The following is a 22,966-nucleotide window of genomic DNA, read 5'->3' as shown; positions in this document are numbered from 1 at the left end:
TCAGCGAAACCCGGCGACCACGCTGGAACATCCAACAACAACAAGACCCAGCCACACCTCCCCGGAAAGGCCTACGGCACCCAGCACACCTTGGACCCCTGCGAATTCCGGGCCATCCACAACGACAGATACGCCTGTCCCGCCATCACGCCGATTCGTTGCTCACGCCCGTAGTACGTATTTTCCCCGTGGGCCCCATAAGTACGGCCATCGGTGAACCTGGCCTGCATCGCCAGCTGCTTTTCGTTGTGCAGCCGCTCCCATTCGCCCGCCTTGACCGAGGACTGCGAGTCCTGCCCGTAAAGCGCCGCCAGGAAGTCGAAGTTGCCGAAGTAGAACGGGAATTCGGTGCCCCAGTCGTTGCCCTCCGGATAGTGGATGTCGGCGGAACCGCGGGTGTAGATGGTCTTCCCGTCGAACGGCCGGTCGACCAGTGCCCGGTAGACCAGCGGCAGGTTGTGCAGCGCGGCGGCCGGGGCACACGTGCGGCCCAGCGCGGAAATGGCGCCCTGGTAAAGGTTCTGGTCGTAGGAGACCATGTACAGCGGGTGGACCCGGTTATGGTTGCGCAGGATCCCGTCGTCGTCGATGTTGGTGCCCTGCAACCACGTCGACAGCCGGATCCCGTTGATGACCGCCGGATTGGTCAGGTCGGCCGGGCGCGGTGCGCTGGCCACCAGCAGTTCCGCGTTGCGCCGCTGCCACGCCCCGGCGTTCGGGTTCGTCGGCATCATCGCGGAAACCAGGCCCAGCAGGGCCGCGCTCCAGCTGTTCTCCTCGGCCTTGGTGTCACCCGGCGTGATCACCGTGCCGTCGCGCTTGGTCTGGTAGAGCTGGTCACCGCTGGTGCCGACGAGGTAGACGTCGTTGCCGGTGGTCAGCCGGTTCGCTTCGGCGACCAGCATCGCGGTGACCTTCGACCGGTCCGCTGCGGAGAGCTGGTCCCACATCAGCCAAGCCGCGGCGCCGTCGTAGTAGGCCCACAGCGCGGACTGCCAGTTCGAGCCCCACGCGGTGGCCGGGTTGGGGTTGTTCGCCTTGTGGCGCGCGGCGAGGGTGCGCACGAGATTGGTCAGCCGGATGGTCGCGTTCGCCGCGGACAGGTTCTTCGGGTCGTACGCGCCGAGCTTGAGCGCGGTCGCGGTGGTCAGCGCGGTCATCGCGGGCAGGCGCACCGCGCGCTCGTCGGTACCGCCGAGGTCCAGGTAGCCGTCCTCGGCGTACCTCCGGTAGGTCTGCGCGTACCAGGGGCCGATGAGGTAGCGGGAACTGTTCCGCAGGATCAGCTCGAGCCGGCGGCCCTGCTCGTCGGCGGGTTCGTACCAGCCCAGCGTCCGTCCGTCGAGCGGCCGCACGCGTTCCGCCGGACCGCTCGCCAGTGCCGGGATTCCCGGCAGCGCCACCACGGCCACCGCCACGGCGACCACCAAACGGCGCAACCTGCGGGGAAAGTTCACGATGGCCCCTTTCACCCGGAGGCGGACCTGCTGGTCTGGACCATTGAACGATCATCGGGCGGTGGGTGTCAACCTCAGCGCCGCCGACAGCCACGGCCCCAGTTCGCCGAGATCGAACTCGGGCTCGGCTTGGGCTTCCGTCCCGTTGATCACCGCCACCAGCGACAGGTACCGGCCATGCGTGGCGTCGTACTCCGGATCCTCCAGCGCCGCCCGGTAGTGCTCGCCGACCACGAGAAAGCCCGCGGCCATCCGTTCGCGCAGCTCCGGGGTGACCTGGGCACCGGTCGCCCCGGCGGCCTCCCGCGCCAGCCGGTCGGCCAGCTCGACCGCGTGCGGGGAGTCCGCCGGGAGCCCGCTGCGGTACGCCGCGATGATCTGCTTCATGAGCTGCTCGCCGGTGGAGTGGATGAACTCCTGCACCGGTGTCGCGGTCATCCGCGGGCCAGGATCGACGGCGAAGGTGTCGTGCAGGTACGCGCGGACGGCGTCGCGGAACCGCGTGTCCCGCACCAGATCGGCCAGTTCGATCCACGCCTGGAGTTGCGCGGCGGTCGGATCGTCCGGCAGGTGCGGGCGCATCGCACGCAGCCGCTCGGCGAAGTCGGGCGGGACCACGGAACTGACGTCGGCCCAGAAGTCGTCGATGAGGCGTTCACGGTCCTCGTCGGACATCGACACGAGTTCGCGCATCAGCACGGCCCGCGCGGCGGGATCGCTCTGCTTGGTCAGCGCCCGGAGCACGGCGCGCCTCGTCCGAAGTTCGCGCTCCTGGCGCTCGACGAGTTCCAGGTGCTCGGCGAGCAGGTAGTGCAGGGTCGTTTCGCCGTGGAGGAGCCGCCGGATCTCCTCCAGCCCGGTGCCCAGCTCGCGCAGCGTGTGGATGAGTTCGAGCCGGGCGATGGCGCGCAGGTCGTACCGCCGATGGCCGGCGCCGGTCACCTCGGCGGGCGGGACGATGCCCTCGTCTGAGTAGAAGCGAATGGCGCTGACCGTCAGTCCGGTCCGGCGCGCCACGTCGCCGATGGGGTACAGGTCGTCGTTCATGGCCCCACCCTGCCGTCTCAAGTTACTTCAGGTGCAAGCCCGAAGGCCGTGGAAAAAGGTACGGACGTCCTCGGCGAGTAGTTCGGGGACCTCCATCGCCGCGAAGTGGCCGCCCCGCTCGAACTCCGACCAGTGCCGGATGTCGTACAGCCGCTCGGCCAGCGGCCGCACCGACAGCGTGATGTCGTGCGCGAACACGGCCACGCCGACCGGCACCGGGCACGGATCGATCCGTCGCGGGGTGTCGTGGTGCAGCCGCGCCGAGGAAGCCGCGGTGGCGGTCAGCCAGTACAGCGAGATGTCGGTGAGCATCCGGTCGTCGCTGATCCGCGAGCGCGGGTCGGTCCAGTGCGCGAAGCGCTCGGCGATCCAAGCCAGCTGACCGACCGGCGAGTCGGTCAGCGCGTAGCCGATGGTCTGCGGGGTGGCGGCCTGCAACGCCTGGTACGGCGGGCGGTTCGCCATCAGGTGCCTGATCCGGTCCAGCCTGGCTTCGTCCGATTCGGACAGTGCGACGCCCTCGGCCGGGTGGGTCGGCAGGTAGTTCACGTGCACCCCGGCGACCTGCTCCGGCGCCACCGCGCCGAGTGCGGTCGAGATGCCCGCGCCGAAGTCGCCGCCCTGCGCGCCGTAGCGCTGGTAACCGAGGCGGCGCATCAGCTCGGCCCAGGCACGGGCGATCCGGACGACGTCCCAGCCGCGCTCGTGGGTCGGCCCGGAGAAGCCGTAGCCCGGAATGGACGGGATGACCAGGTGGAACTCGCGCGAGAGCGGTTCGATCACGTCGAGGAACTCCAGGAACGAGCCGGGCCAGCCGTGGGTGAGGACCAGCGCGAGCGCGTCGGGATTCGCGGACCGGACGTGCACGAAGTGGATGTTCTGCCCGTCGATCTCGGTGGTGAAGTGCGGCAACTCGTTGAGCTCGGCCTCCTGCGCTCGCCAGTCGTAGCCGGTGCGCCAGTACTCGGCCAGTTCCCTGAGCCGCGCGAGCGGGAAGCCGTAGTCCCACCCGGCGTCGGCGACCTCGTCGGGCCAGCGGGTGCGGGCCAGCCGGTCGGCCAGGTCGTCGAGGTCGGCCTGCGGGATGTCGATGCGGAACGGCTTGATCACGATGATTTCCCCAGTTCGTTCGGAGCCCTAATATTCGGGCGACTAACGTTTGTGCCACGAACGATAGCAGCCGATCGTTGGTGTGGCCAACGATTGGCTAGGATGGCCACATGGAGAACCCCGGCGACGAGACACCCGCGCGGTGGAAGAGCCTGCCCAGCTGGCTGCTCACCCAGACCGGCCAGCACGCGCACCGCCTGGTCGCCGACGGGTTCGCCGCGGCCGGCGCGCGGGGTTACCACTACCGGCTGCTGGCCACGCTGGAGGAGTTCGGCCCGGCCAGCCAGGCCGCGCTGGGCCGTCGCAGCGGCATCCACGTCAGCGACATGGTGGCGACGATCAACGAACTCGCCGAGCGCGGCCTGGTCGAGCGGGCCCCGGACCCGGCGGACCGGCGGCGCAACACCATCTCGCTGACCACCGCGGGCAAACGCCACCTGCGACGGCTGGAAAAGCAGCTGGCCGACCGGCAGGACGACCTGCTGGCCCCGCTGTCACCGGAGGAACGCGCGCGGCTGACCGCACTGCTGTCGAAACTGCTCGACCACCACAACCGGCGCACGGGCACCCCCGAGGAGCCGTGGCGCTGACCGGCGGGCGGCGCCGGGGCTTGTACCCTGCGGCTGGCGGGCGCCGCACGGGGTCCGGGACTCGCTTGGGGGAGCATGGCGGTCGAATTCGAGGTCCTCGGGGATCTCCTCGTCCGGGTCGGTGGCCGCGTTGTCGAGCTGGGACCGGCCAAGCGCCAGTGCGTGCTCGCGGCGTTGCTGGTCGACGCGAACCGGACCGTGCCGCTCGACCGGATCGCCGACCGGGTGTGGGGCGAGCGGCCACCGCACCGCGTGCTCGGCACGCTCCGCAGCTACCTGTCCCGGCTGCGGCAGGTGCTCGGTGCCGAGGTGATCGAGCGCGGCCCGCTCGGCTACCGGCTGGTGGTGGCGCCGGAGCGGCTCGACCTGCACCGGTACCGGGACGCGATCGCCGCGGGGGAGTACCGGCGCGCCTTCGAGCTGTGGCGGGGCGAGCCGTTCGCCGGGCTGCACACGGTGTGGCTGGACAGCGCCCGGCAGGCCCTGCTCGACGAGCACTTCGCGGCCCGGCTCGACTACCACGACGTGATGCTCGAAGCCGGTGAGCACGCGGCGATCCTCCGCGAAACCACCGAACTGAGCCAGGAACACCCGCTCAACGAACGGCTGCACGGGCAGCTGCTGCTCGCGCTCTCCCGCAGCGGGCGCCAGGCCGAAGCGCTGGAGCACTACGAGACCGTGCGGCGGCGACTCGCCGACTCGCTCGGCGCCGATCCCAGTCCGGCGCTGAAGGAAATCCACCAGGACCTGCTCGGCGGCACCATCGCGGTGACGCCCCGGCCGACCGGCCCGAAGCAGTTGCCGCCGGACATCCGCGGGTTCGTCGGCCGTGAACCCGCGCTCGCCGCGCTGCTCGGCAGCCTCGACGGCACGGGGTCCGGACCGCTGGTGATCTCGGCCGTCGACGGCACGGGTGGCATCGGGAAAACCACGCTGGCCGTGCACTGGGCCCATTCGGTCAAGCACCTGTTCCCGGACGGCCAGCTCTACCTGAACCTGCGCGGCTACGGCCCCGGTGAACCGCTCAGCCCGCAGGACGCGCTCGAATCGCTGCTCCGGAGCACGGGCGTGGCGCCGGAGCGGATCCCGCACGGCCTGCCCGAGCGGACCGCGTTGCTGCGCAGCGTGCTCGACGGCCAGCGGGTGCTGGTGCTGCTGGACAACGCCGAGAACAGCGAGCAGGTCCGCCCGCTGCTGCCGGGCGCCGACTCGTTCGTGCTGATCACCAGCCGGGCCAGGATGCGCGGGCTGGCCGTTCGCGAGGGCGCCCGGCTGCTGACCTTGGGCCTGCCGTCCCAGGAGGAGGCGCTGGCGCTGCTGGGCACGGTGATCGGTGCCGACCGGGTCGAACGCGAGCACGAGGCGGCGGCCGAGCTGGTCGAGCTGTGCGCCCGGCTGCCGCTGGCCGTCCGGCTGGCCGCGGAACACGCCGCGTCGCACCCGGACTGGCCGCTGGCGCGCTGGGTCGGCGAGCTGCGGGCGCGGCCGAGCCGCCTGGGGGCGTTGTCGCTCGACGAGGACGTGAGCACCGACCTCCGCGCGGTGTTCGCCTGGTCCTGCGACACGCTGGCGCCCGAGGTCGCGCGGGTGTTCGGGCTGCTGGGCCTGCACCCCGGCAACAACTTCAGCGCGGAAGCCGCCGCCGCGCTCGCCGGGATCCCGGTCGCGCGGGCCGGTGCGGTGCTCGGGAAACTGGTCACCGCCAGCCTGCTGGAGCAGCGCGACGGTGACCGCTACGAGCTGCACGACCTGCTCCGCGAGTTCGCGCGGTGCGAGGTCGAGCGCGACCCGCTGGACGAACGGGCCGCGCACGACCGGCTGTTCACCTGGTACCTGCACACTGCCTACCGCGGCACCCGGCACCTGAGCCGGTCCTACGACCTGCCCGTCGCGTCGGAGCCACCCGACGGCGTCACCCCGCTGGACTTCGCCGGCCGCCGCGAGGCGGTGGAGTGGTTCGACGCCGAACGCGACACGGTGCTGAAGCTGGTGCTGGGCGCACGGGAATACGGCCGCCGGCGCGACGCGATCCTGCTCGCCCTGTGCTCCTGGCAGTACTTCCACCTCCGCGGCAGCTACCAGCGGCTCATGACGGCGTACGAGGCCGCGCTCGACTACGCCGTCGAACTGGGCGACGAGTACTTGGAAGCCAGGTGCCGCAACGGGTTGACGCTGCCGTACGGCTTCCTCAAGAGCAGCGAGGACGAAATCGCCATGGGCCTGAGCGCGCTCCGGCTGGCGGAGAAGTTCGGCAACGTGGAGTTGCAGGCGACGACGTACCTGAACCTCAGCTCGATCTACAACCGGGCCGGTCGCTACGACGAGGCCCTCAAGGCGGCGGCGTGCTCGCAGCAGTTCAGCCTGAGCCGGGGCAAGCCGATCGCCGCGGCGATGGCGCTGAACAACAGCGCCGAATCCCTGATCGGGCTGGGGCGCTTCGGCGAGGCACTGGCCGCGGCCCAGCGGGCGGCGGCGGATTTCCAGGCCCACGGCGAGCTTTCCCGGCTCGTGGCGGGCCTGGAGACGGTCGCGCTGGCCCACGCGGCCGGTGGTGACCACCGCGCGGCGATCGCCGCCTACCGGGACGCGCTGAAGTCCAGTGTGGACACACAGGCGACCGCGCGGGTGGTGGCACTGCGGATCGAACTCGGCCACCAGCTGATCGCCGCCGGTGACCGCGCCGAGGCCGCCGTCACCTGGCAGCAGGCACGCGATCTCGCCCTCCAGCGGCAGGACCCGATCGCCGAGCACATCGAGAAACTGCTCAGGGACATCTGACGCGGGAAGGTGCCCGGAGCCGTCCGGCCCCGGGCACCTGGCGGCTCAGCCGGCCACGCGGTGGATGACGATGTCGTCGAGCCGGGTCCGGGCGTGGATCTTCACCTGGTCACCGGACTCGTGCTCCGGCGCGGACAGGGAGTCGCGCACCGCGCCCTTGGTGCTCTCGGCGTCGACGAAGGCGATGGTGCCCTCGCCGATGCCGATCTCGATGCCACCGGCGGCGTTCGTCAGCTCGGCCTGGCCGCGCGTCATCCGGCCGATCCGGATGGGGCAGTTGCCGGTGCTGGCGAAGACGTCGCCCTCGGCGTGGTCGATGTCGAAGCTGCCGCCGGAGCCGCGCAGTTCCACATCGGACCGGGCGTGCCCGATCCGGACCTTCCCGGTCGAGCCCGAATACCTGACGGGACCGTCGGCCTCGGCGATCCGCACGTCGGCCGCGCCGCCCTCGATGTGGGTGGTCCCGGTGACGTGGGCGAGCTGGATCTGCCCGGAGGCCGGGTTCAGTTCGCAGTCACCGAGCGGGCCCTCGGCGTGCACCTCGGTCCACGCCGTGTTCAGGACCAGCTTGGAACCGGCGGGCAGTTCGACGGTGATGGCGACCGAACCGTTCTTGTCACCCGATTTGGTCGTCTTGATCGAGAGCGCGCCGTCGGCGAAGGCGACCTCGGTGCGCTCGGCGACCTTCACGTCGGTCTTGCTCGTCTTGTCGATGGGCTCGACGAGCACCACCGTGTCGGTGCGCTCGCTCGCGACGACCAGCACCTTGGCACCCGCGGTGCTCAGCTTGGCGGTGATCGGTTCCGGCGTGGTGTAGGTGGTCATTTCGTGCCCCTTGGTCGGTGGTGTTGCGGTGTTGGGACAACATTCGCCGACCGTCCGGACACGCTCCTGACATCGCACTGACACCGATCACCGCCGGTGTCAGGCGGGTCTTGCCGTGGTCGGGGGCCGTGTGGCTGGTGCAGGTGTTCGATCCGTGGCTGCGGTAGCGGGCCGTGCCGTGCCCGCTGACGCTCAGGTAGACGTAGGTCGCGTGGCCGTTGGGGAAGTGGTCGCACACTCCAGTTCCCTGGTCTTCTTGTGGTACCGGCCGGAGACCTGATCGCCCGAACCGCCGCGGGAAGGCCCGGCGCGAAGGCCGCGACGATGGTGGCCACGGTCGTTGCGCGTCGTTTCATTTTTGTTCCCCCTCGAAGTGCTTACGTCCGGCCCTCGCCGGTACGGCGCCCGCTCAGCCGAGTGGCTGCCGGGCACCGAATGCGGCGGTGTCCTCGAAAACGGCTTCGAGCTGGGTGGACTCGACGACTTCGGCCAGCCGGGCGGCCGAGTCCGGGTGGACCAGTGAGGCGAGCAGCCCGGGGAATTCCTCGGGAGTGCAGTCGACCTCGAAGATGGAGATGATCTGCCGCTCGTCGGTGAGGTTGTGGCTGATGGTCACGCCGGACGGGTACGAGTCCATGGTCCGGCCGGGCGGGAGCCACGCCCGGATGAACTCCTCGTCGGTGACGCCGGGCTTCAGCGTGCGGGCGAACACGGCGCGCAGCATGGGCTCTCCTTCGGTGGGCTGATCATTCCTGTAATAGACGTTACATGAAAGACTGACGGGCATGGCTCGCACCGTCGACTCGGCTCACCGCGACCGACTGCTGGACGCCGCCGCCCGTGATCTGCTCGAGTGCGGGCTGCCGGGCGCGACACTCGACCGCCTGGCCGCCGCGGCCGGGACCAGCGCCCGGATGCTGGTGCACCACTTCGGTTCCCGCCAGGCGCTTCTCGACGCCGCCCTCGAGCGGGCGCGGGCCTGGGAGCTGGACCGCGCCCGCGCCGTCCTGCCGTCCACAAAGGACTTCCCCAGCGCGCTGGCCGGGGCGTGGTCCTGGTTCGGCGGCGACGAGGCGCACCGGTACTTCCGGTTGTTCGGCCAGGTGGCGGCGATCGGCAGGCTGGGCGACGAGCAGGCTGGCGTCTCGAGGGCGCGTCTGACCACCGAATGGCTGACCGTGTTCACCGACGGCTTCGCCGCCGGTGGCCACCATCCCGCCGCAGCCCGGCGACTGGCCACCGGGCTGCTCGCGCAGATCCGCGGCCTGCTGCTGGACCTCGACGCCACCGGCGACCGGGCCCGGATCGAACGCGCCTACCGGGACTACGTCGAGCTGCTCACGTGACGCGCAGGCTGGACGGGGTCATCGACAGTTCCCGAGTGAACGCGTGCGTGAAGGCGGCAGGCGTCGCGTAACCCAGCCGGGTGGCGACCTCACTGACCGTCGCGTCGCGCAGGAGGGGGACGGCGGCGAGCAGGCGCGCCCGGCGGCGCCACGCCGACGGGCCGATGCCGATCTCGCGGTGGAAGGCGCGCGTCAGCGACCGCTCGCTGAGCAGCGCCGCGCGGGCCCAGTCGGCGTTGGTGACGCCCGCCATCGGGTCCATCAGGTACTCCCGGCACAGCGACCGCAGCACCGCGGACATCGGCAGCGGGAGGTGCAGCGGCACCGGCGTGAGCGTGGCGAGTTCGAACAGCAGCAGTTCGACGAGCGCGCCGTCGCGGCCGGACAGGTCGTGGCCGACCGGGAGATCGGCGGCGGCCAGCAGCAGTTCCCGCAGCAGCGGCCCGACTTCGACCACCTCGCAGGCGGACGGCCACCACGGCACCGCGCCGGGTTCGAGGTAGAGGCTGGCCGTCCGCACGCCGTCCATCAGCACCCGGTGCCGCGTGCGCGCCGGGATCATCACCGCCCGCTCGCGCGGGATCGTCCAGGTGCCGTCGTCGGTGTCGACCACCATCGTGCCGCGCGCGGCGTACAGGAACTGCGCCCGGCGGTGCTCGTGCCAGTCGAGCAGGCAGCCCGGCGGGTAGTCGGTGGCGATCGGCAGGACCGCGCGGGGGTCGTCGTCGATCGCGGCGACCGGGATGTTCTTCATCAGCTGGCCGGTTCTCGATGGTCGGAGGCCGGACATCGATTGTAGGCCAGCCGGCGCGGCGGTGGACTGGGCGGCATGGAACTGCTCTTCCTCGTCCTGGTGGGCGTGGTCACCGGGACGACGACCGTGTTGTTCGGCTTCGGCGGCGGGTTCGTCACGGTTCCGGTGATCATGTGGGTGGACGCCCCGCTCGGGGACCCGGCCGCCGTGGTCGCGGTCGCCACGTCCTCGGTGGTGATGGTCGTGAACGCCGCCGTCGCGACGCTCGCCACGCCCGGTGACGTGCTGCGCCGCCTGCGCGGTTCGGCCTGGCTGTGCGTCCTGCTCGCGGCCGGTGGTGCCGCGGGGGCGCTGCTCGCGCGCCTGGCCCCGGCCGCCTTCATCCACTGGGGATTCGTCGCCTACCTGGTGGTGACCATCGCCGATGTGGTGCTGCGCCCGGGTTTCTTCCGCGCCGCCGGGGAGACCACGCGGCGCCCGCTGCCGATCCCGTCGGTGGCCGGGGTGCCGATCGGGGCGGTCGCCGCGTTCCTCGGGGTGGGCGGCAGCGTGCTGACCGTGCCGATGCTGCGCCGCGGTGGCCTGCCGATGTCCGTGGCCGCGCGCCTGGCCAACCCGCTGACCCTGGCGATCAGCCTGCCCGCGCTGGTGGTGTTCCTGCTCGGCGCGCCCGAGGCGGCGGGCGCCGGCCTGGCCGGTTCGATCGACCCGCGCGCGGCCGGCGCCCTCCTGGTGTCCGCCATCCCGGTGATCGTGCTGCTCCGGCGGCGCCCGCCCCGGGTCCGCGACGACGTGCACGCGTGGGCCTATCTCGGCCTGCTGGTCGTCGTCACGCTGGCCGCCGTCGGCGCGGGCGTCCACTGAGGACGGACGCCGCCGGTCAGGCCGGGACCAGGCCGAGCTGTCGCAGCTGCCCGAAGACGTCGACCACGCCCCACAGCTCGGCCACCTGGTCGCCCTCGAAGCGGACGATGAACATTTCGTTGTAGGAGACCGTTCTTCCGGTGGCCGGGGTGCCGCGGTACTCGCCGAGGTGGGTACCGGTGACGGTGTTCCGGGAGACCACCTTGTCGCCTTCCGCGATCAGGTCCTCCACCTCGACGTGGATGTCCGGGAACGCGCGGAGCAGGACCTGCCAGACGTTCAACAGTGCCTCCCGCCCCGACAGGCCGGTCGGCACCGGCGCGTGGAAGAGCACGTCCGGGGCGACGACCTCGTCGATCGTCTTCGCGATGGTGGCCAGGTCGCGGGTGTTCATCGCCTCGTGGAACCGGCGGAACAGGGCTTTGTTGGTGGCTTCTCGCGTGACGGTCATGGTGGAACCCCTTCTCGGCTGGTGTGCGTCCACCCGTTCGACCGACCGTGCCCGGGAAATGTGACGTGAAGTGACGTGTCACACCAGCCGGGGGACCAGCCGGACGTAGAGCACCATGCCGGCGACTTCGACCAGGGTCTGGGTGACCACGGCGACCGGGGCGACGGCCAGGTCGCCGGGCAGCGCCAGCGCCAGCGGGAGCACCACCAGCGAGTTGCGGGTGGCGCCGGTGAACACGATCGCTCGGCGGTCCGCGGTGTCCAGGTGGAACAGCCGTGCGACGCCGAGTCCGGCGAACGGCATCACGATCAGGAACAGCAGGTAGAACGGCACCACGGCGAGCACCGGGGCGAGGTCGCCGCCGGGCTTCGGCAGCTGGGACGCCACCACGACCAGCAGCACCACCGCCATCAACGGCACCATCGTGGTGCCCGCCGCCTCGGCGAACCTGCGGCCCGTCACACGGCGCGCGGCCCAGGCCTGGGTGAGCCAGGCCAGGGTCAGGGGGAGCGCGATCAGCACGGCGAACGCCTCGGCGAACGGGCCGGCCTCCACCACCCCGGTCAGCTCGGAACCCAGGAACACGAACAGGAATCCCGGCAGCAGGAGCAGCTGGACGAGCAGCAGCAGCGGCGTGGCCGCGAGCAGGCTCCGGCTGCTGCCCCCGGCCAGCCCGCTGAAGACGATCACGTAGTCCACGCACGGGGTCAGCAGCACCAGCAAGACGCCGAGCCGCAGTGCCTCGTCCCCGGGCAGGACGGGGAACATCACCGCGACCACCAGCGGCACCACCACGAAGTTGACCACCAGCGCCGCGCCGAGGAACCGGCCGTTCCGCAGCGACCGGCCCAGTTCGGCGGCGGGCACCTGCAGGAAGGTCACGTACAGCAGCGCGGCCAGCGCCGGGTTGATGACCACCGCCAGCCCCGGCCCGGCGGCGGGTATCAGCCGGCCGGCCAGTGCGCCCGCGGCCAGTGCGCCCAGGTAGATGCCCACCTGGTGCCGTTCCATTCGGAGCAGCCTACTGCCCGCTGATCGACGCGCGCCGGGACAGCAGCGACTGCAGGACAACGAGTCCGCCGAGAACGAGCACGGCCACGCCGATCACGCGCAGCCCGGTACCGGCGCCGGTGACAAACGCGCCGACGACTTCGTGGGCGCGGCCGGGAGCGGCGGTGAGCGCCTGCGCCACGGTCCGGGCGTCCAGATCGGGCGGGAGTTCGGCGGTGAACCGGGCGGTGAGCACCGTGCCGATGACGGCCACCCCGAGCGCGCTGCCGAATTCGCGGGTGGTGGCCTGCAGTCCCGTGCCGACCCCGGTCTGCGACGGTGGCAGGGAGCCCGCGATGACTCCGGAGAGCGTCGGCAGCGCCAGCGTCACGCCGATGCCGGTCACCACGAGCCAGGCCGCGTAGACCGGGTACGGGGTCTGGGTGTCGCTTGTGGACAGTCCGAGCAGGCCGCCGCCGACGCAGGCGAACGCGAGCGCGAGGGTGGCGTCGAGCCCGATGCGCCGCGCCACGTGCCCGGCGTGCCGTCCGCCGACGATGAGCGGGACGGTCAGCGGAATGATGCCGAGCCCGGTTCCCAGCACGCCGAATCCCTTGGCGTACTGCAGGAACGAGGCGTTGACGTAGAACAGCGCGAACATGCCGAAGAACACCGTGGTCATGCCGAGGCAGGCGCTGCGCAGGCCCGCGATGCGGAACAACCTGGGGTCGAGCAGCGGGTGCTCGGTGCGCAGTTCGACGAACGTCCACGCGGCGAACAGCACGGCGGACCCGGCGAACCCGGTCACCACGATCGCGCTGCCCCAGCCCGCTTCCGGGCCCTGCACGATGCCGACCAGCAAGGCGACCGAGGCGGCGACGAACAACGCCGTGCCGAGCGGGTCGAGGCGGCGGTCGTGGCGGGACGACACCGGCGCGATCCGGGCGGTGAGCAGGGCGAGCACCAGCGCGAGCGGCACGACGGCGGCGAACAACCACCGCCAGGACCCGCCCGACAGGATCGCCCCGCCGCCGACGTTCCCGGCGACTCCGCCGATCCCGGTCATCGACGCCCAGGTGGCGATCGTCACACCCGTGCGTTCGGCGGGGACGGCGTGCAGCAGGACGGCGAGCGTGTTGGGCAGCACGGCGGCGGCGCCGACGCCGGTGACCGCCCGCCCGGCGAGCAGCAGGGCCACGTCGGGCGCCACCGCGGACAGCAGCGCGCCCGCCGCGAACAGCAGCAGCCCGGCCAGCAGCACCCCCTTGCGCCCGAAGCGGTCACCGGCGGCACCGCCGGGGATCACCAGGCAGGCGAAGAAGATCACGTAGGTGTCGACGATCCAGACGAGCGCCGGTGCCGACGGGCGCAGCGTGCTCGCGGCGAGCATCGGCACGGCGAGATTGATCGCGGCCACCATGCCGACGACGAGCACGACGCAGGCGCACATGAGCGGGAGCAGGGCGCGCCGGTCGCGGGAGGTGGTGAGGCGGTCGCGGAGAGCGTTGTGGGACATGGCTGTGACGCTATGGACGCCGGGGGCGGTCTTGCCACGCAACATTGACAACGGATCTTTGCGTCTGCCGCAACCGTCCACGACGCGCGCGTCACCTGCTGCGCAAGCAGGGCCGCAGCCTCGTCTAGGCTCGCGGCCATGCCGGACACGCAGTACGAAGACCTTCTCCGCCACGTCCTCGACACGGGGGCTCGCAAGGGGGACCGCACCGGCACGGGCACGCGGTCGATCTTCGGGCACCAGCTCCGTTACCGGCTCTCCGACGGCTTTCCGCTGGTCACCACGAAGAAAGTGCACTTCCGCTCGATCGCATACGAGCTGCTGTGGTTCCTGCGCGGCGACTCGAACGTGAACTGGCTGCGTGAGCACGGCGTCACTATCTGGGACGAGTGGGCGGCCCCCGACGGCGACCTCGGCCCGGTCTACGGCGTGCAGTGGCGCTCGTGGCCGACCCCGGACGGCGGGCACGTCGACCAGCTCAGCGAGGTGCTGCGCGCGCTGCGGGAGAACCCCGACTCCCGGCGGATCATCGTCTCCGCGTGGAACGTCGCCGACATCCCGCGGATGGCGCTGCCGCCGTGCCACGCGTTCTTCCAGTTCTACGTCGCCGACGGCAGGTTGTCGTGCCAGCTCTACCAGCGCAGCGCCGACCTGTTCCTCGGCGTGCCGTTCAACATCGCCAGCTACGCGCTGCTCACGCACATGATCGCCGAGCAGGTGGGCCTCGGCCTCGGTGAGTTCATCTGGACCGGCGGCGACTGCCACATCTACGACAACCACGAGCAGCAGGTCCGCACGCAGCTCGCCCGCGACGCGCGGCCGTTCCCCTCGCTGAGCCTGAAGCCGGCGGACAGCCTGTTCGACTACACCTACGAGCACATCGCGCTGGAGGGCTACGACCCGCACCCCGGGATCAAGGCGCCGGTGGCGGTGTGATCGGGCTCATCTGGGCCCAGTCGTCGACCGGGGTCATCGGCAGTGACGGCAAGCTGCCGTGGCACCTGCCGGAGGACCTGAAGCACTTCCGGGCGCTGACCGCGGGCGCGACCGTGCTGATGGGCCGCCGCACCTGGGAGTCGCTGCCGCCGCGGTTCCGCCCGCTGCCGGGCAGGCGGAACCTGGTGCTGTCGCGGACGCCGCAGCAGGACGCGGAAACCTTTCCCGACCTGGCGAGCGCGCTCGCCGCGGTGGCCGGGGACGTGTGGGTGATCGGCGGCGCGGCCGTCTACCGGGCGGCGCTGCCGGTCGCGGACCGGGTCGAGGTCACCGAGATCCAGGAACGCTTCGACGGCGACACCTACGCGCCGTCCGTCGGACGCACGCCGGACTCGGCCGGAGCGTGGCAGGAGTCGACAACCGGCTTGCATTACCGGTTCCTGACCTGGAGCTGGATCTAGCCGGTAGCGGCCGTCGCGGTACCTGGAGGCGCCGTAGCCGCGCCGCGGACAAGCCCTCAGCCAATCTCACCTGGACGACTGATCCCGTGTGACAGCCTCGTGCGGTCGCCGCATGCCGGTCAGTCGAGCACCGGGGTCAGGTAGCCGACCAGGGCCCGGTTCAACTCGGTGACCCATCGCTCGCGTTCGGCCGGTGGCGCGCCGACCACGGTGCCCAGCAGGGCGCCGAAGATCTGGGCGGACACCACGGCCACCGTCCGCACGCGGTCGGCGGGCAGTTCCGGGCGGCGGGTCCGGATCACCTCGGCGATCCGGCCGACCACCGCCTCGTGCAGTGCCCGCGTCGGGGCGGTGAGCCGTTCGGGCAGGTCGACCCCGGTGAACAAGGCCTTGAACCCGGGGTTGGCCAGGTTCACCTCGATCATCGGCCCGGTCATCCGCTCCACCAACTCCGGCAGCGGCAGCGTGGCGGCCGCCGGGTCGAAGGCCTTTTCGTGCGCGGACCGCAGCTGCTCCTGGTACCGCTCGGCGAGCGCTTCGGCCAGCGCCTCCTTGTTCGCGAAGAACTGGTACAGGGTGCCCGGCGACACCCCGGCGCGCGCCGCGATGGCGTTGGTGGTCGCCTTCGCGTAGCCGGCCTCGGCGAACACCTCGGCCGCGGCGTCGGTGAGCTGTTCCATCCGTCGTTGCCCGCGTGCCTGGCGGCGCGGGCCCTGTTGTGCGGGCACACCTCTCCTCACCGGGGACGGTTGACAAACACGAGTAAACGCTCGTAATTTCGAATGCGAGCGCTCACTCGTGTTTCTACCCTAACCCGTTCCCTCCACCGGAGGTTCCGCCGTGCCCCGACAACCCGCACTCGAGCGCCTCGGCCGGTTCACCGTCCGACGGCGCCGCTGGGTGCTCCTCGCCGCCGTGCTGCTCACGGTGGTCGCCGCCGTGCTCGGCGCCGGTGCGCTCAGCGCGCTCTCGCTGTCCAGGATCGACGCGCCCGGTTCCGCATCCGACCGTGCCGCCGAGGTCCTCGACCAGCAGTTCCACACCGGCACGCCCAACCTGGTCTTCCTGCTCACCAGCAAGCAGGGGACCGTCGACGACCCCGCCGCGCGGGCCGAGGGCATCCGGTTCACCGAGCTGCTCGCCGCGCAGCCCGGCGTCGCCGAAGCCGGGTCCTACTGGAGCCGCGGCGACAGCCCCGCCTTGCGTGGCAACGATTCCCGGCAGGCCCTGGTGCTCGCGCGGGTCCCGGGCGAGGTCAACGAAGCCCGCGCCCGCGTCGGCGAACTGGCCGCCCGGTTCAGTGGCGAGTCCGCCGGATTCCGCATCGAGGCCGGCGGTCAGGACGTGGTCTTCCGCGAGATCGGCGCGCAGGCCCGGACGGACTTCCTGCGGGCCGAGATCATCGTCATCCCGCTGGTGCTCGTGCTGCTGATGCTGCTATACCGCCGGATCACGCTCGCCTTTCTCACCCTCGGCATCGGCGTGTTCGCGATCGTCGGCACGCTCAGCCTGTTGCGCGGCGTCGCGGTCTTCACCGACGTATCGACCTTCGCCGCGAACATCGCGCTCGTCATGGGACTGGCACTCGGCGTCGACTACTGCCTCTTTGTCATCGCGCGGTTCCGCGAGGAACTCGGCCGTGGCGCGGAGGTGGGCGACGCCGTGGTGACCGCGGTCCGCACGGCCGGGCGGACGGTGTTGTTCAGCGGCATCACCGTGGCCGCCTCGCTGCTCGCCCTGTTGCTGTTCCCCTTGTCGTTCCTGCGTTCCTTCGGTTATGCCGGGGCTTTTGTGGTGTTCACCGCGTTGATCGGCGCGCTGGTCATCCTGCCCGCCGCGCTGGCCACCCTCGGTCATCGGGCGGCCCGGCGCGGCCCGGCACGGGCGGGCACCTTCTGGTTCCGGCTCTCCAGCGCGGTGATGCGGCGGCCCGTGCTCACCGGCGGGGCCGCGCTGCTGCTCGTGCTGCTGATCGCGGCTCCCGTGCTCGGCCTGCGGTTCGGCCTGCCGGACGCCCGGATCCTGCCCGCCGAGGCAAGCGGCCGGATCACCGCGGAGCAGGTCCGGCAGAACTTCGGCCAGGAGGAGTCGGACGCGCTGTACCTGGTCGCCCCGGTCGCCGATCCGGGCGCGTTCGCCGACTACGCCCGCCGGGTGTCCGAGGTTCCCGGTGTGGCACAGGTCGATTCGGCTGCCGGTTCATTCCGGAATGGACAGTCCATTCCGGGCGGAGACCCCGAGCGCTTCACCCGCGGCGGCGGCACCTATCTCACCGCGATCCCCGCCCAGTCGACGCTCGAAGGTGACGTGCCCGCGTGGGTCGCCGACGTCCGGGCGGTGCCCGCGCCCGCGACGGTGCTCGTCGGCGGCAGCCCCGCCGAGATGACGGACTGGCGTGCGAGCATGACCGAGCGGATCCCGCTGGTGCTGGCGGTGATCCTGCTGCTCACCTTCGCCGTGCTGTTCCTGCTCACCGGGAGCGTGCTGCTGCCGCTGAAGGCCACCGTGCTGAACCTGCTCAGCATCGGGCTGATGTTCGGCGTGCTGGTCTGGGTGTTCCAGGACGGCAACCTCGCCGGCGCGCTCGGCTTCACCGCCACCGGGACGCTGGAGTCGAGCATGCCGATGCTGATGTTCTGCGTGGTCTACGGGCTGTCCATGGACTACGAGGTGTTCATCGTCTCCCGCATCCGCGAGGAGTTCCTGCGCACCGGGGACAGCGCGGCCGCCGTCCCGCTCGGACTGCAGCGCAGCGCGCCACTGGCCACCGCGGCGGCCGCGGTGCTGGCGGCGTCCTTCGCGGTCTACACCACCGGCGGGGTGGTCTACCTCAAGATGATCGGGCTCGGCATGGCGGTGGCGGTGCTCGCCGACGCCACGCTGATCCGCGGGGTGCTGCTGCCCTCGCTGATGCGGCTGGCCGGGCGGGCCAACTGGTGGGCGCCGCCCGCGCTGCGCCGGGTCCACCGGCGGTTCGGCGTCGAGGAGGCCCCCGGCGCGCCACCGGTCCCGCAACGGGTGCCCGTCGGCTGACGGCCAGCGGTGGCGCGCGCGGTTGTCTAGGGTGTGCCCATGCGTGTGTCGCTGGATGCCGTGAAGACCCGCGCCGCGCTGCGCACCTCGGCGCGGGTTTCCCTGCACCTGCTGGTGGTGCTGGTGATGGCCGGGGTGGTGCTGTGGCTGCTCGGGCACCTGTGGCCGGTGGTCTGGCCGGTGGTGATCGCGTTGCTGCTGACCACGCTCACCTGGCCGATCGCCCGGTTCCTGCGCCGCCGCCGCTGGCCCGCCGCGCTGGCCGCGGCCACCGTGCTCGTGCTGTTCCTGCTGCTCGTCACCGGGATCGTGCTGCTCATCGTGCTCCCGGTGGCGAGCCAGTCCGGCGCGCTGGCCGACGGGGTGGTCGACGGCATCCAGCAACTGCGGCAGTGGGCGGCCGGGCCGCCGCTGAACATCGGCGAGGCCGAGATCAGCGGCGCGCTGGACGCGGCGGTCATCCGCATCCAGGACAGCGTCGGCAGCATTCTCACCGCGACCGCCACCGGGGTCGGCACGGTGGCCAACGGCCTGGTCACCGCGGTGCTGGCGGTGTTCCTGATGTTCTTCTTCCTCAAGGACGGCCCGCGTTTCCTGCCGTGGCTGGGCCGCCAGCTGCCGGGGCGCCTGGCCACCGACGTGCCGGTCGTGGCCGAGCGGTGCTGGCGCACCCTCGGCTCGTTCGTGCGGTCGCAGGCGTTCGTGGGCCTGCTCGACGCGGTGTTCATCGGGATCGGCCTGTGGATCGTCGGCGTGCCGCTGGTGCTGCCGCTGGCCGTGCTGACCTTCGTCGCGGCGTTCGTGCCGATCGTCGGCGCGTTGTTCGCCGGGGCGGTCGCGGTGCTGATCGCGCTGGTGTTCAACGGCTGGGTCGAAGCGCTGATCGTGCTGGGCATCATCATCGTGGTGCAGCAGCTGGAGGGGAACGTCTTCCAGCCGATGCTGCAGAGCCGCGGCCTCGGCCTCCACGCCGGGGTCGTGCTGCTGGCGGTGACGCTGGGCGGAAGCCTCGCCGGCATCACCGGCAGCCTGCTCGCGGTCCCCGTCGCGGCCATGGTCGCGGTGTTGTGGAACTACCTGCGGGAACAGCTCAGCACCGAGCCGGAGGAACCGGAAGACGAGCCGGTCGGTCCCTGACTCCGGTCAGGAGGTCCCCGGTGATCCGGCAGGGGTGCGAACGGACCACACCGCCCGAGGGCCGCGTCGGTTAGGTTGTCGGGGCAAGATCACGCCCTGACCTCCGGAGCGCCATGACCTACTCAGGGCCGATCGCCAAGCCCTACGTCGAAGCCGGTACCTGGCGGAAGTTCCTGGCCTGGCTCGTCGATTCGGCCGTGTGCCTGCTCGGTGCGCTGGCCGGCGTCGTGGTTCTGTCCCTTGTGGACCGATCAGCCCACCTCACCGACGGGGTCCTGGTGCTGTCGATGCCGGCGATCCTGATCGTGGTGCCGTTGCTGTACGGCCTGTGCTGCTACCGCGACGGCCGCGCGCTCGGCGCGGTGCTCACCGGCACGCGGCTCGTGCGCGTCGCGGACGGTGGCCGGATCGGTGGCAAGGCGCCGTGGGCGATGCTGGTCAGGACCGTGCTGTTGCCGTTGCTCCTGGCCGCCGTGATCGCGGGCGCGCTGGCCGGTGGTGGAACGGCGCCGGGCGGCGGCGGTTCGCAGGTCAGGGTCGCTGTGGACGCCCGGGGGCGCTGATGGGCAAGAGGTGGGAACGCCGCAGGCGCCGCCTCGTGCGCCGGCTGTCGGAGGCCGGGCCGGTCGGTGGCGCACTCGCGGTGTTGCTCAGCCTGGGAAAGGCGGAGTGCAGCGGCAAGTCCGGTGGTGGCTGGCAACGGGGCGACGTGGTCCTGCGGGTCTCGTCGCGCGAGGAGGCGTTCGCCGCCGAGCCGCGCCTCGAACCCCAGTGGTCGACGCCGCAGCGGTACCGGAGCGAGGACGGGTCGATTGTGGTGGGAGCCGCCGGTTTCCCCGGCACACCGAAGATCCGTGATCTGCGTGCCCGCTATGGAAAGGGCCGGCTTCAATGAGGCGAGGGTGGGTGCCCGTCGTGCTGGCGGCGCTGGTGCTGCCCGTCTCGGCGTGTTCCGGTGACGCCGAGCGGTGCGAGGAGGCCTTCACCGCGGTGACGATGTCGGTCGACGGCGTGACTTCCGCGAGGTGGGACTGCAGTGAGCAGTTCGGTGGTGGCTGGCAGCGCGGTGACGTGGTGATCGAGGCGGCGAGCGAGCGCGAGGCCGTCGCGGTGATCGACGCGATCATGCGGGCCTATGCCGTGTCGCCGGATCTCGAGGACCGCTGGTCGCCGCCGCAGGAGTTCAAGACGCACGACCGGTCGATCGTGGTCAGCGCGAAGGACCTGGGCTTCTACGCGCCTCCCGATCTGCGCCAGGTGCGCGCGCACTACGGCATCACTCCGGGCTGACCGGCTCCGGGAATTCGAGAAGAACAGGTGGAAACATGACTGGCTTGGCCAAGTGGTCCCTCGGCATCGGCGTGGTCCTGCTGGGCGCGGCGGCGGTGTGCCGGATGCTGGACCAGATCCCGGCCACGGTGCTCGTCGGCCTCGCGGGCCTGCTCGCGGTCGGCATCGCGGGTTACGACGTGCTCTACCACTGGACGGCACGGATCGAACTCCGCCGCCGTGGCGCCAGGGCCCGACGCGAACAGGAACGCCGCCAGAGCCACTGACTTATTACCCGGTGGGCGAGGTCCAGCTGAACTCGCAATCGGCCACGGCTGCGCGATTACGCCGCAGACAGCGGAACAAGTCATGTCCTCTGTGGACTTAGATTGCTCGTCGTTGCCGCTGTGCGTCCTGGGCCCCGTGCCGCCTCGCATGACGTGCTACTGTCTGTGGTGCGTCGAGCGCGCGCTACGTCGGAACCGTCATCGCCCGGCAATATGATGGTGCACCACGGAACGGCCGGATGGCCACGCAGCTCACCTCTGACCATTCGTGGCATCGTCTACCTGACTGCCGTTCGACCTTGTTGCGCCGCGCCGGGCAGGGCAGAACGAGGTGCGCTGTGTCATGGGAAACCGATCTCGTCAACCGTCGTCGTCAGTTGACCGGAGAATCCTTTCAAACCGCCGCGGACGCGCTTCGCGCCGAGGTGTCCGCGTTGCCAGTAGCTGCGCTGGCCAACCTTCGCGCGTTTGCTCGAGTTCCAGTGATGCGAATGCCGTTCGGTCCTGACCTCGAACTTCCCCCCGGCCTGCGGGCGGTATTGCTTCCGGACGCGACCGCGCGGTCGCAGATCGAACTCGAGGCCGGCATCCTGGACGCCGCCACGCAGGCGATCCACCACCTGCACCGCCACCCCGACGGCAGGCTGACCCGGCCTGTCGTGGTGATCCGTTCGGTCACTCCGTTGCGAAACCGCTTGCAGCTCCACCTCAACCCCGTCGCCGTGGCGCCCCTGCTGTACGAGCTGATGCCGTTCGGGTTCGATGGGGAAGTGTCGGGCATTTGTGGCCTGCGTGCCCGGCAACAGCGGCGGTCAACAGAACTTTTCTTGATCGACGTGCCGACGGCCAGGGTTGAACTCCCCGGGGTCGGCAGGGCGGCTTGGTGTGCCGCCGCCGCATATCGGGAGGTTCGCGATCGTGAACTGGGTACCGGTGAATACCTGGCTTCCGTGGCACCGGATCGTCTCGCCGCGGCCGAAGAGCGAGTGCTGGCAGCATACGGCCGAGTCTTCGGCCCGACGCGGATCGCAAGTGGGTTCCTGCGTCGGATCGCGTTGCTGCGGCAAGCCCTGTGGACGCAGACGTGGACGACGGGATGCACCGACCTCAACGTCGAGTGGCCGGGTGACGACCCGCGCCACGCCCATGTCGCCCTGGCATTGGCCGACCCGCTGTTCGGCATACCGGGTGCCGAAATTCGCACATCGACCACTCTGCATTTCCCCGCTGCCCGTTCGGCGTGCAAACACGACACCCTGTGCGGCCCCGACCGCCTCGCCTTGCGGTCCAGCAGCCTCCCGACCGGCGATGGCACCGCTTCGTTCCGGAAGGGCGCTCGCCCGGAGTGGGAGGCGTGGCGCCAGGCCCTTGCCGGGCGCGGCCATCAACACTGAAACCTGAGCCTGCTCACGGTTCGAGCGTCGCCGGGCCGTAGCGGGCGTGGGTGGTGCCCAAGCTGAAAGCCCAGTACCGGTCCCCGTAGGACCAGTGCCACCATTCGCTGGGGTAGTTCACAAAACCGGTCGTGGTCATGGCCTCGATCAGGGTGCTGCGGTTGGCGCGCGCGTCGAGGTCGATCAGGGGTGAGGCGGTGAAGCATTCCGTGCCGTGTTCGGGCGGGGTCGCGTTCACCTCGGAACCCATCGCGAGTTCGACGCCGTCGACGGTGCACAGGGTGAGGTCCACGGCGCCCCCGGCGACGTGCGGGGCGACCTCCGGCGGTGCCACGTAGGTCGCGGCCTCGGCGTACACGCGTTCGGCGGTCCACTCCGGATTGGCCAGCGCGATCCGCGACCTGCTGCTGGCGAAGTACCGCTCCTGCACGGCCCGCGGCCGGAACCCTTCGATGACCAGCAGGCGCAGCCCGCGCGGGAGCTGGCACTGCGCGGCGATGAGCCGGTCCGCGACGCTGAGCCGAACGTGCGCGAAGGCGCCCGGCTCGTCGGCGAGCCTGGTGTCGAGCCGGATGGCGCCCGTGTCGCGCAGGTCCACCAGCGGCTCGCCACATTCCCGGACGGGCAGCGCGGCGACGCGGGGATCCGACAATGACACGAATGACGGCATAGGTTCCTCCGGACTGGCGTGGGTGATCGCGCCCACCGTCCACGGTTGTCC

Annotated in this window: 24 protein-coding genes; 13 read left to right on the top strand and 11 right to left on the bottom strand. The window is 71.1% G+C overall.

Going from position 1 to position 22,966, the window contains the following annotated elements:
- Positions 1-71: 71 nt before the first annotated feature.
- Genes YIM_RS33740 through YIM_RS33730 form a run of 3 tightly spaced genes read right to left on the bottom strand, consistent with a single transcriptional unit; the run spans position 72 to position 3,614 of the window.
- On the bottom strand, positions 72-1,457 hold the full coding sequence (locus YIM_RS33740; RefSeq protein WP_194239844.1) for a hypothetical protein: 1,386 nt from the start codon (positions 1,455-1,457) through the stop codon (positions 72-74).
- A gap of 51 nt (positions 1,458-1,508) precedes the next feature.
- The gene (locus tag YIM_RS33735; RefSeq protein ID WP_153034162.1) at positions 1,509-2,504 is read right to left on the bottom strand and encodes a MerR family transcriptional regulator; all 996 of its coding nucleotides are present in this window, start codon (positions 2,502-2,504) and stop codon (positions 1,509-1,511) included.
- A 27-nt stretch (positions 2,505-2,531) separates the two neighbouring features.
- Positions 2,532-3,614, bottom strand: a complete 1,083-nt coding sequence (locus YIM_RS33730) for an epoxide hydrolase family protein (RefSeq protein ID WP_153034161.1) — start codon at positions 3,612-3,614, stop codon at positions 2,532-2,534.
- A 110-nt stretch (positions 3,615-3,724) separates the two neighbouring features.
- On the opposite strand from YIM_RS33730, the gene YIM_RS33725 reads away from it, so the two are divergent.
- Positions 3,725-4,204: a MarR family winged helix-turn-helix transcriptional regulator gene (locus YIM_RS33725; protein WP_153034160.1), complete on the top strand. Its 480-nt coding sequence runs from the start codon at positions 3,725-3,727 to the stop codon at positions 4,202-4,204.
- A 75-nt stretch (positions 4,205-4,279) separates the two neighbouring features.
- Positions 4,280-6,982 (top strand): BTAD domain-containing putative transcriptional regulator, encoded by a 2,703-nt coding sequence (locus YIM_RS33720; protein ID WP_153034159.1) that lies wholly within the window; start codon positions 4,280-4,282, stop codon positions 6,980-6,982.
- 45 nt (positions 6,983-7,027) lie between these two features.
- Here the strand turns inward: YIM_RS33720 and YIM_RS33715 are convergent, their stop codons facing one another.
- Entirely contained in the window at positions 7,028-7,807 is a 780-nt protein-coding gene (locus YIM_RS33715; RefSeq protein WP_153034158.1) for a hypothetical protein, read from the bottom strand.
- A 409-nt stretch (positions 7,808-8,216) separates the two neighbouring features.
- The gene (locus YIM_RS33710) at positions 8,217-8,531 is read right to left on the bottom strand and encodes a hypothetical protein (RefSeq protein ID WP_153034157.1); all 315 of its coding nucleotides are present in this window, start codon (positions 8,529-8,531) and stop codon (positions 8,217-8,219) included.
- A 61-nt stretch (positions 8,532-8,592) separates the two neighbouring features.
- Between YIM_RS33710 and YIM_RS33705 the strand changes: the two genes are divergently transcribed.
- The gene (locus YIM_RS33705) at positions 8,593-9,153 is read left to right on the top strand and encodes a TetR/AcrR family transcriptional regulator (RefSeq protein ID WP_153034156.1); all 561 of its coding nucleotides are present in this window, start codon (positions 8,593-8,595) and stop codon (positions 9,151-9,153) included.
- On the opposite strand, the gene YIM_RS33700 is transcribed toward YIM_RS33705, so the two are convergent.
- Positions 9,146-9,907, bottom strand: a complete 762-nt coding sequence (locus tag YIM_RS33700; protein WP_153034155.1) for a helix-turn-helix transcriptional regulator — start codon at positions 9,905-9,907, stop codon at positions 9,146-9,148. The genes YIM_RS33705 and YIM_RS33700 overlap by 8 nt on opposite strands.
- A gap of 75 nt (positions 9,908-9,982) precedes the next feature.
- Between YIM_RS33700 and YIM_RS33695 the strand changes: the two genes are divergently transcribed.
- On the top strand, positions 9,983-10,771 hold the full coding sequence (locus YIM_RS33695) for a TSUP family transporter (RefSeq protein ID WP_228004180.1): 789 nt from the start codon (positions 9,983-9,985) through the stop codon (positions 10,769-10,771).
- A 16-nt stretch (positions 10,772-10,787) separates the two neighbouring features.
- Here the strand turns inward: YIM_RS33695 and YIM_RS33690 are convergent, their stop codons facing one another.
- The 3 genes from YIM_RS33690 to YIM_RS33680 form a co-directional block, all read right to left on the bottom strand.
- A complete protein-coding gene (locus YIM_RS33690) occupies positions 10,788-11,222 on the bottom strand; it encodes an ester cyclase (RefSeq protein ID WP_153034154.1) in 435 nt (144 codons plus the stop codon).
- A gap of 78 nt (positions 11,223-11,300) precedes the next feature.
- Positions 11,301-12,233 (bottom strand): bile acid:sodium symporter, encoded by a 933-nt coding sequence (locus YIM_RS33685; RefSeq protein ID WP_153034153.1) that lies wholly within the window; start codon positions 12,231-12,233, stop codon positions 11,301-11,303.
- A 10-nt stretch (positions 12,234-12,243) separates the two neighbouring features.
- Entirely contained in the window at positions 12,244-13,662 is a 1,419-nt protein-coding gene (locus tag YIM_RS33680; protein ID WP_153037412.1) for an MFS transporter, read from the bottom strand.
- A gap of 204 nt (positions 13,663-13,866) precedes the next feature.
- Between YIM_RS33680 and YIM_RS33675 the strand changes: the two genes are divergently transcribed.
- Both YIM_RS33675 and YIM_RS33670 read left to right on the top strand, forming a co-directional pair.
- On the top strand, positions 13,867-14,664 hold the full coding sequence (locus YIM_RS33675; RefSeq protein WP_153034152.1) for a thymidylate synthase: 798 nt from the start codon (positions 13,867-13,869) through the stop codon (positions 14,662-14,664).
- The gene (locus YIM_RS33670; RefSeq protein ID WP_153034151.1) at positions 14,661-15,125 is read left to right on the top strand and encodes a dihydrofolate reductase; all 465 of its coding nucleotides are present in this window, start codon (positions 14,661-14,663) and stop codon (positions 15,123-15,125) included. Before YIM_RS33675 ends, YIM_RS33670 begins: the two co-directional genes overlap by 4 nt.
- A 119-nt stretch (positions 15,126-15,244) precedes the next feature.
- On the opposite strand, the gene YIM_RS33665 is transcribed toward YIM_RS33670, so the two are convergent.
- Positions 15,245-15,853, bottom strand: a complete 609-nt coding sequence (locus YIM_RS33665; RefSeq protein WP_228004179.1) for a TetR/AcrR family transcriptional regulator — start codon at positions 15,851-15,853, stop codon at positions 15,245-15,247.
- Between the two features lie 112 nt (positions 15,854-15,965).
- Between YIM_RS33665 and YIM_RS33660 the strand changes: the two genes are divergently transcribed.
- The 7 genes from YIM_RS33660 to YIM_RS33630 all read left to right on the top strand — a co-directional run bounded on the left by YIM_RS33660 (position 15,966) and on the right by YIM_RS33630 (position 22,245).
- Entirely contained in the window at positions 15,966-18,158 is a 2,193-nt protein-coding gene (locus YIM_RS33660) for an MMPL family transporter (RefSeq protein ID WP_153034150.1), read from the top strand.
- A 39-nt stretch (positions 18,159-18,197) separates the two neighbouring features.
- Positions 18,198-19,295 (top strand): AI-2E family transporter, encoded by a 1,098-nt coding sequence (locus tag YIM_RS33655; protein WP_153034149.1) that lies wholly within the window; start codon positions 18,198-18,200, stop codon positions 19,293-19,295.
- A 113-nt stretch (positions 19,296-19,408) separates the two neighbouring features.
- On the top strand, positions 19,409-19,858 hold the full coding sequence (locus tag YIM_RS33650; protein WP_153034148.1) for an RDD family protein: 450 nt from the start codon (positions 19,409-19,411) through the stop codon (positions 19,856-19,858).
- Complete coding sequence (locus YIM_RS33645) at positions 19,858-20,190, top strand: hypothetical protein (RefSeq protein WP_153034147.1); 333 nt, start codon at positions 19,858-19,860, stop codon at positions 20,188-20,190. Before YIM_RS33650 ends, YIM_RS33645 begins: the two co-directional genes overlap by 1 nt.
- A gap of 11 nt (positions 20,191-20,201) precedes the next feature.
- A complete protein-coding gene (locus YIM_RS33640) occupies positions 20,202-20,585 on the top strand; it encodes a hypothetical protein (RefSeq protein WP_228004178.1) in 384 nt (127 codons plus the stop codon).
- Between the two features lie 35 nt (positions 20,586-20,620).
- Complete coding sequence (locus YIM_RS33635; RefSeq protein WP_153034146.1) at positions 20,621-20,851, top strand: hypothetical protein; 231 nt, start codon at positions 20,621-20,623, stop codon at positions 20,849-20,851.
- A gap of 338 nt (positions 20,852-21,189) precedes the next feature.
- A complete protein-coding gene (locus tag YIM_RS33630) occupies positions 21,190-22,245 on the top strand; it encodes a hypothetical protein (RefSeq protein WP_153034145.1) in 1,056 nt (351 codons plus the stop codon).
- Positions 22,246-22,258: 13 nt separating this feature from the next.
- Here the strand turns inward: YIM_RS33630 and YIM_RS33625 are convergent, their stop codons facing one another.
- Positions 22,259-22,915: a M15 family metallopeptidase gene (locus tag YIM_RS33625; RefSeq protein ID WP_153034144.1), complete on the bottom strand. Its 657-nt coding sequence runs from the start codon at positions 22,913-22,915 to the stop codon at positions 22,259-22,261.
- Positions 22,916-22,966 lie beyond the last annotated feature (51 nt).

It is taken from the genome of Amycolatopsis sp. YIM 10 (assembly GCF_009429145.1).
GTDB lineage: Bacteria > Actinomycetota > Actinomycetes > Mycobacteriales > Pseudonocardiaceae > Amycolatopsis.
This window is presented reverse-complemented; position numbering and strand designations above follow the sequence as displayed.